This is a genomic window from Barnesiella sp. CU968, from assembly GCF_905219685.1.
Taxonomy (GTDB): Bacteria; Bacteroidota; Bacteroidia; order Bacteroidales; family Muribaculaceae; genus Lepagella; species Lepagella muris_A.
This window is the reverse complement of sequence record NZ_CAJMXD010000058.1, coordinates 1-10,897: the sequence shown is the minus strand read 5'-3', so window position 1 is coordinate 10,897 and position 10,897 is coordinate 1. Positions and strand designations below refer to the sequence as shown.

The window sequence follows — 10,897 nt, the reverse complement described above, 5'->3', positions numbered from 1 at the left end:
TCAAATGAATCAGCGGAAGAAATGATTGATTTCGCTGCCATAAAATTTTTAATCAATAAAATTTAGACAAGCTCTTAGAGTATGTTTGAATTTAACACGAATTTTATGTTTTAGCATATTGAAAATACTCTTTTCATTTCTATGAAGGTTCTTTTCGGTGAATTTCATCAAGTTTCATCAGTCACATAGCACGCTATGCTCCTTCTTCAACTCGTGAAATTCCCTCGAAAACACCTCTTCATATAAATGAAAGTTAAATTCAAACACACTCTTAGAACTTCTTGTTTGCAAGTATTAAAAATTGATTATATATCTGACACGGGGGAAATTTAATCATTTTGGCATTTCTAATAAAAGAATCGATAGCATGTAAATTATAAGATTTCTTATCTTCCATACACAGGGAAATATATATGATATCTCCGTTGGGTGAGACTGTTACGCGAATTATATCGACTTTTTTCGTTGAATCCGCAAATCCTATTATTGAAGCATACAATTGTTTAATTTTGCGGCGCGATTCTCTTGCTTCTTGTTCGTATTCTGTTCCCCCGCATGAGAAATCATAAAGTTCTCGAGCTGTATAGCCGGGGTTAAGTTGTTTTGGGGTGTTGTATCTCCCTAGCTCAAATATTATGTTTTCTTTTGTTGTAAAACTAAATGATATAGTGTCGTTTGAATTTATTTTGTTTGCAGATGCGGCGCATAAATTGTCGCATTCATATTTATTCTGAGAATAAATAGATTGCGACAGCATTAAAAGAATGCATGATATTATAAGGTTGAGTTTTTTGTGGAGCATAAGAAAAATTGTTTATTGATTAAACATATTTTACTCGCCGTAGCGATGAACGCCTGGCAGATCAAGACTGGTTCTGCAAGCCGTTCAGTCCTTTCAATGAACCTTACAATTAAATTCAAAAAATTCCTTACCATCCGGATTGTGTTGTGAATAATTGTACAGGCATGGGAGAGTCTGTATGTATAGAACAAAGAAAGGAGCCGCAAGGCTCCTTTTTTCTTATCTGAATCAGGATTGATTAGTCCTGGTTGAGGTTTACGCGCTTGAACTCTACTGCCACGAGACCTTTCATCTCTTTGTCGAGATACTGACCTACTGTGAGAGTTGCGTCACGATGGTATTCCTGCTCAAGAAGAACGTTCTCCTTGTAGTATTTGTTGATACGACCGTTTACGATGTTGTCGATCATCTGCTGGGGAAGGTTTGCAGCTTTCTTCTCTGCAGCCTCTGCCATGATCTCGCGAGCTTTGGCGGCATCTTCCTCTGTGATCCAGCCTTTGGTGATGTTGGATGCAATGTGGTCGTCGCTGTCGAAGTGGTTGGGGTTGAAGCCTGCTTTCTTCAGAGCTGCCTCAACAGCCTTGCGAACCTGCTCGGTCTTGGTTTTCTCGATAGCCACGTTCTTCTCTTCCTCGATAACAGCGGCTGGAACAGCCTCGCGGTTGACGGCTACAGGATTCATTGCTGCTACCTGCATTGCAACCTCTTTGCCGACTTCTGCAGAAACACCTTCAAGGTTGAAACCTACGATAGTCGCGAGTTTGTTGCCGAGGTGGTCGTAAGCGGCTACGCTGGGAGCGGCGATGCATTCGTATGCGCCGAGTTCCATCTTTTCGCCAGTCTTGCCGATCTCGTCAGTAATGTGCTCCTCTACTGTGCGGTCATCAAGCTTGAGAGCCTTGACCTCATCGAGAGTCTTGGCGCCGGCTGCGACAGCGGCGTCGAGAATCTGTTTTGTGAGAGCGCGGAACGACTCGTTCTTTGCAACGAAGTCTGTCTCGCATTTGAGAGCCACGATAGCTGCAAAGCCTTCTTTAACAGCAGAGAGGACACATCCTTCTGAAGCCTGACGGTCTTCGCGTTTAGCGGCAACTGCCTGACCTTTCTTGCGGATGATCTCAATAGCTGCCTGGATATCGCCTTCTGTCTCTGCGAGGGCGTTCTTGCAGTCCATCATACCTGCGCCGGTCATATTGCGCAATTTTTTGATATCTTCTATACTAACTGCCATAGTAGTTTTGTTTTTATCTGATTGTGTATTTAAAAATTAAGGACTTTAAGGACCTTAAGGTCTTTAAAGTCCTTAAAGACATTTAAGGATAAGGATTAAGCCTCTGCGGCTTCCTCTTTCACTTCCTCTTTTACCTCAGCCTCTGCGGGAGCAGCTGCACGTTCTTCGTTGCGGCGCACGCGGCGACGTTTGCCGGGAGCTGAAGCTTCGCCTTCCTCTTTGTCTTCGGGAGTGTCGATTTTCTCGATCTTACGCTCCTCAAGACCCTCGTTCATAGCGGCGCAGATAGCGTCAAGGATAACCTCGATGCTCTTTGAAGCGTCGTCGTTTGCGGGGATAACGAAGTCGATGTCCTCGGGATTTGAGTTGGTGTCAACGATAGCGAACACAGGTATGCCGAGACGTTTTGCCTCTGCCACCGCGATGTGCTCTTTCATTACGTCAACCACGAAGAGAGCGGAGGGGAGACGACCGAGGTCTGCGATTGAACCGAGGTTCTTCTCGAGTTTGGCACGCTGACGAGTGATCTGAAGTTTCTCGCGCTTTGAAAGGTTGTCGAAAGTGCCGTCTTTCTCCATCTTGTCGATGGTGGTCATTTTCTTCACAGCCTTGCGGATTGTGGGGAAGTTGGTGAGCATACCGCCGGGCCAGCGTTCGATAACATAAGGCATGTTAACGGATTTTGCTTTTTCAGCGATAGTCTCTTTGGCCTGTTTCTTTGTAGCCACGAAGAGAACTTTCTTGCCGCTCTTTGCAATCTGCTTGAGAGCTGCTGCAGCCTCTTCGATTTTGGCTGCCGTTTTATAGAGGTCTATGATGTGGATACCATTGCGCTCCATGAAGATGTAGGGAGCCATTGCGGGATTCCATTTGCGTTTGAGGTGACCGAAATGACATCCTGCCTCGAGGAGCTGGTCAAATGTTGGTGTTGCCATTTGTTTTTAAGTTTGTTTACGTTCTTTTTAATACAATCCGGCAGTAGGGAACGTGTCCATCTGGCGGATTTAGATGCTAAACACAATAATATATTAACGTTTCGAGAACTGGAAGCGTTTGCGTGCTTTGGGACGTCCCGGTTTCTTACGCTCTACGGCGCGCGGGTCGCGTGTCATGAAGCCTTCCGCACGGAGAGCGGGTTTGTCTTCGGGATTGATCTTCACCAGAGCGCGGGCGATGGCGAGACGAAGAGCCTCGGACTGTCCTTTGTAACCGCCGCCGTCGAGGTGGGCGTTGATGTCGTATTTCTCAACGCAGTCGAGAGTCGCGAGCGGCTGCTTTACGATATACTGAAGAATTGAAGAGGGGAAGTATACATCCAGAGGACGTTTGTCGATAGTGATTTTACCTGTACCCTCGGTAAGATAAACTCGAGCCACGGCTGCTTTACGGCGGCCAATTGCATTTACTTTTTCCATCTTCTTTCTTATTTCATTTTATTGATGTCGATTACTGTAGCGTTCACATCGGCGAAGGGGTGCTCTGAACCGTTGTAGACATAAAGGTTGTTGAGCTGAGCCGCGCCAAGCTTGGTCTTGGGAAGCATGCCTTTCACAACTTTGATGAAGAGGGGGTGCTTGCCTGCCTTCACTGAGGCTTTCTTTGATTTTTCCATCAGGTCGGCGGGTGTGAATGAACGCTGTCCGCCGGGATAGCCTGTGTAGCGAAGATATTCGCGTTTAGTCATCTTGTCGCCGTTGAGAACGATCTTGTCGGCGTTGATGATGATTACGTTGTCGCCGCAATCAAGGTTGGGCGTGTAGCTCGGTTTGTTCTTGCCGCGAAGAATCTTTGCGACTACTGAGCAAAGACGACCGAGCACCTGGTCGGTAGCGTCTATTACCACCCAGTTCTTGACGATTGTCTCGGAGGTGGCTGAAAGTGTCTTATAGCTTAAAGTATCCACTTTTAACTTTAATGTTTAAATTAATGTTTCTAAATGCCGCGAAATCAAGCGGTTGGTCGGCCAAAACCAACTGTGCCCTCTTTTTTGGCTTACTAATTTGGATAAAATCGGCTCGCAAAATTACAAAAAAAAACGCTAACCACGAAATTGTCAGCGTTTTTTATCTATATTTATTTTGAGAGCGCGTTATAAATGCGCTCTCTCAAAAGATTTCCGTACGGTTCTATTGCCCGAAGAGGTTTTTTATAGAGCCGATTGATGAAAGCACGGAAGATGCCTCATAGGGGATGTAGACAGTCTTGTTGTCTTTGCCGGCTGTCATCTCTTTGAGTGTCTCGATATATTTCATCGCGAGCATGTACGTGGCGGGGTCTGTGTTGGTGGCTGCGACTGCCTCGGCAACCTGGCGTATCGCGTCTGCCTCTGCCTGCGCGTTGAGCACAATCGAGCGCGCCTCGCCTTCGGCGCGTAGTATCTCCGCTTGCTTGACAGCCTCCGCCTCATTTATACGCGATGCTTTCTGACCTTCCGAGCGCAGAATGAGCGATTGCTTCTCACCTTCGGCGTTGAGAATCTCCGCACGTCTGTTGCGTTCCGCCTGCATCTGCTTCTCCATTGCCACACGCACGCTCTCGGGTGGAGTGATGTCCTGAAGTTCCACACGGTTAACCTTCACTCCCCATTTGTTCGTGGCATCATCAAGGATAGACTGAAGCCTGGTGTTGATGGTGTCGCGTGAGGTCAGGGTCTCGTCAAGTTCCAGCTCGCCGATCACGTTACGCAGAGAGGTCTGCGTAAGTTTTTCGATGGCGTTGGGGAGATTGTCGATCTCGTATACAGCTTTTTTCGGGTCTGTGATCTGAAAATACAGTAGCGCGTTGATTTCAGTTGTGACATTGTCGCGGGTGATGACCTGCTGTGACGGGAAGTCATATACCTGTTCGCGGAGATCGATCACCGGAGTGGTTGTCATTCTGACCATGTGACGTCCTCCCACACCGACAGTCACATAACGCGTATAGATTGTTTTGGGGCGATCTACGAACGGGATTATGAAATTCAGACCCGGGGGCAGGACTGCGTGAAAGCGGCCAAGCCGCTCGATTACACGTGTCTCCGACTGCGGCACGACCTTCACGCCTGCAGCGATGATGGCAACTGCGATGCCGATCACAACAATCGCCAGAATAATGGAAACGATGCTCATGATGATATTGAATTTAGAATTAAAGTTTAATTCAAACCTCTCTTGGAGTTTTTTTTCTTTCCACGTCAAGGATTATGCTGTCGTAGCCTGTAACCACAACTTCTTCGCCGTCGCGGATGATGTCATTGCCGCCGGGGACGCGTACCTGCCAGCAGTCGCCGTCGATTCGCGCACGCCCCAGTTTGCCGGGACGGATCTCATTTGTGACGGTAGCCACTCTTCCCAGAAGAGCGTCCATGCCGGTGCGCGATTTGTTGCGGTTTCTGCGGCGTGCCTTCTCCTGCCATCTGTTTAGCACTGGTATCAGCAGAATATATGCTACGACCGAGACTGCCGACAGACTGACGATCTGAACCAGAAATGACACATCGGCAAGTGCGGCAGCCATAGCCGCCAGGCATCCTATCGCCAGACAGAGAGTCCATACCCACTGGAATACAATTTCCGAAATCAGTAGTAGACCGGCTATGACAAGCCATAAAACCCATAGTTCCATATAAAGTCTGTTTGTAAGGTTAGAAAAGAATCTCTTTCAATTAGAACGGCAAAAATGGCATGCTTATTGTCAGCAGATTCAGCTCTTTTCAAGCAGTATTGCCGGTGCTATGCGAAGCACATACGCCCAGGCGTCATCGTGGGTGTATGGTATTTCACCTTCGAGGATGGCTTCTTTCACGGCATCTTTTATTTCTTTGATTGCCGAGGAGGGGGGTATGTTGAAATACTGCATGATTTCATGACCGTCGACGGGCGACTTCCAGTTGCGGAGAGCGTCGGCATCGTTGATTTCGCTCATGCGTCGGCGCAAAGCCGCGAAACCTTCGAGCTGGCGGCGCACTTTCGCCGGATTCTTCGATGTGATGTCAGCCTCGGCAAGTGTCATCAGGTCTTCAAGGTCGGGACCGGCATCGGTTATGAGACGGCGCACTCCGGAATCTGACACACCTTCCTCGCCCACAGACTGCGGGCGCATATGCAGTCCTACAAGTTTTGCCACATATTTCATCTTCTCGTTCAGAGGAAGTTTCATCTGCTTGAAGACCCGGGGAATCATTTTCTCGCCGATGAAATTGTGGTTATGGAAAGTCCATCCTATTCTTGCGTCATACTTTTTGGTCACAGGTTTGCCTATGTCGTGAAGCAGCGCCGCCCAACGCAGCCATTCGTTGTCGCTCTTTGCGGCAACATTGTCGACAACCTGCAGCGTATGATAGAAATTGTCTTTATGTCCGCGTCCTTCTTTTGTCTCTACTCCTTTCAGGGCATATAACGTGGGGAATATCAGCTCGAGAAGTCCTGAGTCATCAAGAAGTCTGAAGCCGGTTGATGGAGTGCTGGAGCGCATGATTTTCGACAGTTCGTCGTTTATGCGTTCTTTGGTTATTATCGAAATGCGGTTGCGGTTGCGGCGTATCGCCTCGAAGGTCTCCGGCTCTATTGTAAAGTCAAGTTGAGAGGCGAAGCGTATCGCGCGCATCATGCGCAGAGGGTCGTCGGAGAATGTAATGTCCGGGTCGAGCGGTGTGCGGATTGTCCGGTTGTGTAGATCTACAACGCCGTTGAACGGATCTACCAGTTCTCCGAATCTGTCAGCATTTAGACAGACAGCCATGGCGTTAATCGTGAAATCGCGCCTGTTCTGGTCATCCTCAAGGGTGCCGTCTTCCACAATCGGGTTACGGGAGTCCCGACTGTATGACTCCCGGCGCGCGCCAACAAATTCCAGTTCGAGGTCTCCAGCCTTGACTTGTGCGGTGCCGTAGCTCGCGAAAACGCTGAGACCTTTTCCCCGGTTTATTTTGCCTGCCACTTCTGTGGCAAGTTCGATTCCGCTCCCCACAGTTACAAAATCAATGTCGGAGGAATGGCGTCTGAGGAAAATGTCGCGCACGTATCCGCCAACCACATAAACTTCTCTGTTCATGCTGTCGGCAATCTCTCCGATCTGTCGGAAAACGGGAAGCTTAAGATCTTCTTTGAGGTTCATTCTTGAAAGGTCAAATCTCTGTAAGTGGTTCAGGGAAAGGAGTGAGGTTTTCAAGTCCTGTCTCAGTGACAAGATATGTGTTTTCGATTCCTACCGCGCCGACATGAGGAATCACGAATTTAGGTTCGAGCGCGATTGTCATGCCAGCCTGCAGGGGTTCGTGGTTGCGTTCCATCACGACCGGCATCTCGTTAAGCTCGATACCCACGCCGTGACCGATGAATCCGGCTTTGTGCGCATGTCCCATGAAATATTCGTGCAGGTTCTCGGCGCGTGCCATCTCTACGGCTGCGACGTACATGTCGGAGACCGGCAATCCGGCGCGACCGATCTCTTCGAGCCGATGCAGGATACGGCATGAGCAGTCGTGTGCTCTGACGGCAAGTTCCGATACTTCCCCGATGCTCCAGCAGCGGGTCATGTCGGTCTGGTAGCCGTTGAATCCACCGTTCATGTCTACCATGACGGTTGTGCCCGGTTTCATTGTCATTCCGTCGGCACCTACCGGCAGCGACGGGTCTGCGCCTTCGCCTCCCATCGAGAAATCGTAGGGTGAGGGATTGTCGGCATTGTCACCGCATATCACCGAACCGAGATTCAGTTCCATTCGGCTGCCGGCAGTGCGGAGAATGCCAAGGCATCCTTCAAGGCGAAGCACTCTCTCTATCTCTATCTGAAACTCCAGATCGGTCATTCCCTCGCGGTAGCAGTGGTGCACCCGCGAATATGCGGCTGCCTGATGCGCTCCGTCCTCGCGCATCTTTTCGACTTCGTATGGAGTCTTGGTCATGCGGGCACGTCGCAGCGGCATCGAAGCATCCGCTATTTCCGAATTGGAGAAGCATTTTTTTAACCTTTCGACATCGGAATAGAGCATATCGCTGAATTCCACGCCGAGACGCCGAGGCAGTCCGTAACCGTCTTCTTCGAGTCTTCCGGCGATCTGCTCCGGTTTGCGGATGGGTATGCAGTAATCCGTGTTGTCTGCATAGCTCGGGGGAATGAGGAAAAAGAGAGGTGCCCGGTCGTGTGTTACATATACGTATCCGCGGAAAATGCATCCGCTAATGTAAAGCATGTTGGCTGATGAAGCTATAATGATAGCGTCAAGATTGTCGGAAAGCATCTCCTTGCGTACTTTTTCAAGCCGCAGGTCAAGTTCCCGGTGCAGGTCGGAGGTGAGGAATGGAATATGCATAATGTCTATTGTTTAGAGAAAAGAGGGGGAAAGAGCGAAGGGCGCCGGTTGCCGTGAAGCGAAAGTGAAAGCCCTATGTTGCGCAGACCCCGAGTGTTTTCGAGAGGGGAGAGTGAGGTGATGCCTACAATGTATCCGTCGGTAAGCGCGAAATTCCTTCTCAAGGTATCGGACACTTCATATAGATAAACGCTTTTATGCCCCAATGGTTTCCCATCCTTATCGCGTAGGCGCACCGAGACTTGGCGAGTTTCAATTTCCCCGTTTTCGTCTTCCTCGGTTATTTCAAGAGGAATTACGGAGGAAGCGTCTGCCGGAGAATATCTGAGTGTAAGTATAAGGTCGAAGCGGTCGGCAGGAGAGAGCACGGAATCCATTGGCCATGGGAAGAATGGAATGACACATACCGGATCCCACCCTTCGCGGTCGAAAGTGGCGAAATCGGCATACACCACGTCATCTACTCTGCGGCATGAGCCGCAGAGTAGAATCAGGCATGCCATAGAAAAGACACATATGTTTCTTGCGCGGTTGTATACCCTCATTCTTGCGCGGTGTTATCCTTTGTTTTCAGCCTGAGTCTGCGCTCCGGCTTGGTCTGGTCTCCCTTTTTTGTTGTTTCGGTTTCCCTTGTTGCGAGGCTGACGGTTTCTGTCGCCGGTTTTCTCAGCGTTTTTCGGACGGTTATCGTTTTTGTCCGCCTGTTTCGGGGCATTCCCCCCTTTATGCGCGTTTCCTTTCTGTTGTCTGTCTGCATCCTGGGGAGCACGACGGCGTTTTCTGCGTTTCGAATTGTCGAAACGTGTAAGGCTTTCCTGCTCCACAAGATCCACGTAAACAGGTTTCTCCTTGCTCTTGTCGTCAGCCTCGTCAAGAGAGTCCACCTTGATTCCCTGTCGGTTGAGCGCGATTATCTCGAAAGCCCGTGAGGCATCGATTGTCACAAGGTTCGCCGGTATCGACTTGTCGGTAGAATATGTTATCTTGCGGGCGAGTATGTCCGGCTTGAAATAATAGTACGTACCGTCTTTGGTTTCAAGAGTGATATCTTTCGGCGGGAGTTTCTTCTGCGCCTCGCTGTAGGAATCTATTTCAAAATTCAGGCAGCATTTGAGTTTGGCGCATTGTCCGGCAAGTTTCTGCGGGTTCATTGAAAGATCCTGCACCCTTGCCGCACCGGTGCCTACCGACACGAAGTGAGTCATCCAGCTTGAGCAGCAAAGCGGACGGCCGCAGGGACCGATGCCTCCGATGCGTCCCGCCTCCTGTCGCGCACCGATCTGTTTCATCTCGATGCGCACTTTGAAAGTGTCGGCGAGTATCCTGATAAGTTTTCGGAAGTCAACGCGTTCGTCAGCGATGTAGTAGAATATTGCCTTTCCGCCGTCTCCCTGATACTCGACATCTCCGATTTTCATGTTGAGCCCAAGCTCTTCGGCAATCTTTCGCGAGCGGATCATCGTGTCTTCCTCACGGTCGGCAGCCTCGGCAGCTTTCTCAAGGTCGTTCTGCGTGGCTATGCGAAAAACCTTCTTCAGTTCGGTTTCCGAATTGATATTGGCTTTCTTCATCTGAAGGCGCACAAGACGTCCGATCATGCTTACCCTGCCGACGTCATGTCCCGGGGCACCTTCCACCGCCACCATGTCTCCGATTTTCAGGTCGAGCCTGTTAGGATTTGTGTAGAATCCCATGCGGGTATTCTTGAACACAACCTCCACTACATCGAAATCATTGCCCGAGGATATGCCGTCGAGCCAATTGGTGGCGAAGAGTTTCCCTCGCGGGCATCGGCTGCCGCAGCAACTTTTTTTATTCTCTGTCTCCACGGCTCAATGTCATTTTGCAAAACTGATGGCTCTTGTCTCGCGGATAACGGTGATTTTCACCTGTCCCGGATATGTGAGCTCGTCCTGAATCTTCTTGGCGATTTCCGCAGAGAGCTTTTCGGTCTCTGCGTCAGTAATCTTGTCAGCGCCTACAATCACTCGCAACTCGCGGCCTGCCTGGATGGCGTATGTCTTCACAACACCGGGATAAGAGAGCGCAAGTTGCTCAAGGTCGTTGAGACGTTTGATGTATGCCTCCACTATTTCACGGCGTGCGCCGGGGCGTGCACCTGATATGGCGTCGCAGACCTGCACTATCGGAGCAAGAAGGGAAGTCATCTCCACTTCCTCATGATGCGCGCCTATGGCATTGCATATCTCCGGCTTCTCCTTGAATTTTTCTGCAAGCTTCATGCCGAAAAGCGCGTGGGGGAGTTCCGGCTCGTCATCGGGCACCTTGCCTATGTCATGCAACAGACCTGCACGGCGTGCTTTCTTGGGATTGAGACCAAGCTCGGAAGCCATGACGGCGCAGAGGTTTGCTGTCTCACGGGAGTGCTGAAGAAGGTTCTGTCCGTAAGAAGAGCGGTATTTCATCTTACCGACCATGCGGATAAGTTCCGGGTGAAGACCATGTATGCCGAGGTCTATTGCCGTGCGTTTCCCGGTCTCAATAATCTCCTCTTCTACCTGTTTTTTTACTTTTGCCACGACTTCCTCGATGCGTGCCGGATGTATGG

At 49.7% G+C, this 10,897-nt stretch carries 12 protein-coding genes; all 12 read right to left on the bottom strand.

Annotation, left to right across the window (positions count from 1 at the left end; translation table 11 throughout):
• Positions 1 to 271 precede the first annotated feature (271 nt).
• Positions 272 to 802: a hypothetical protein gene (locus JX312_RS03875; RefSeq protein ID WP_204457136.1), complete on the bottom strand. Its 531-nt coding sequence runs from the start codon at positions 800 to 802 to the stop codon at positions 272 to 274.
• Between the two features lie 238 nt (positions 803 to 1,040).
• Complete coding sequence (gene tsf, locus JX312_RS03870; protein ID WP_123406976.1) at positions 1,041 to 2,033, bottom strand: translation elongation factor Ts; 993 nt, start codon at positions 2,031 to 2,033, stop codon at positions 1,041 to 1,043.
• Positions 2,034 to 2,128: 95 nt separating this feature from the next.
• Positions 2,129 to 2,968: a 30S ribosomal protein S2 gene (gene rpsB, locus JX312_RS03865; RefSeq protein WP_204457135.1), complete on the bottom strand. Its 840-nt coding sequence runs from the start codon at positions 2,966 to 2,968 to the stop codon at positions 2,129 to 2,131.
• Positions 2,969 to 3,061: 93 nt separating this feature from the next.
• A complete protein-coding gene (rpsI, locus tag JX312_RS03860; protein WP_123406980.1) occupies positions 3,062 to 3,448 on the bottom strand; it encodes a 30S ribosomal protein S9 in 387 nt (128 codons plus the stop codon).
• 8 nt (positions 3,449 to 3,456) lie between these two features.
• Positions 3,457 to 3,936, bottom strand: a complete 480-nt coding sequence (gene rplM, locus JX312_RS03855) for a 50S ribosomal protein L13 (protein WP_123406982.1) — start codon at positions 3,934 to 3,936, stop codon at positions 3,457 to 3,459.
• A 223-nt stretch (positions 3,937 to 4,159) separates the two neighbouring features.
• Positions 4,160 to 5,143 (bottom strand): SPFH domain-containing protein, encoded by a 984-nt coding sequence (locus JX312_RS03850; RefSeq protein ID WP_123406984.1) that lies wholly within the window; start codon positions 5,141 to 5,143, stop codon positions 4,160 to 4,162.
• 31 nt (positions 5,144 to 5,174) lie between these two features.
• Positions 5,175 to 5,639: an NfeD family protein gene (locus tag JX312_RS03845; protein WP_123406986.1), complete on the bottom strand. Its 465-nt coding sequence runs from the start codon at positions 5,637 to 5,639 to the stop codon at positions 5,175 to 5,177.
• A gap of 78 nt (positions 5,640 to 5,717) precedes the next feature.
• Positions 5,718 to 7,130, bottom strand: coding sequence for a CCA tRNA nucleotidyltransferase (locus JX312_RS03840; RefSeq protein WP_204457134.1), 1,413 nt, complete (start codon positions 7,128 to 7,130; stop codon positions 5,718 to 5,720).
• A 10-nt stretch (positions 7,131 to 7,140) separates the two neighbouring features.
• On the bottom strand, positions 7,141 to 8,328 hold the full coding sequence (locus tag JX312_RS03835) for a Xaa-Pro peptidase family protein (protein WP_204457133.1): 1,188 nt from the start codon (positions 8,326 to 8,328) through the stop codon (positions 7,141 to 7,143).
• 5 nt (positions 8,329 to 8,333) lie between these two features.
• Positions 8,334 to 8,873 (bottom strand): hypothetical protein, encoded by a 540-nt coding sequence (locus JX312_RS03830; protein WP_124030296.1) that lies wholly within the window; start codon positions 8,871 to 8,873, stop codon positions 8,334 to 8,336.
• A gap of 12 nt (positions 8,874 to 8,885) precedes the next feature.
• Positions 8,886 to 10,157: a regulatory iron-sulfur-containing complex subunit RicT gene (locus tag JX312_RS03825; protein WP_239653797.1), complete on the bottom strand. Its 1,272-nt coding sequence runs from the start codon at positions 10,155 to 10,157 to the stop codon at positions 8,886 to 8,888.
• Between the two features lie 9 nt (positions 10,158 to 10,166).
• On the bottom strand, positions 10,167 to 10,897 hold a 731-nt coding region (locus tag JX312_RS03820), incomplete at its 5' end, for an HD domain-containing protein (protein WP_204457132.1).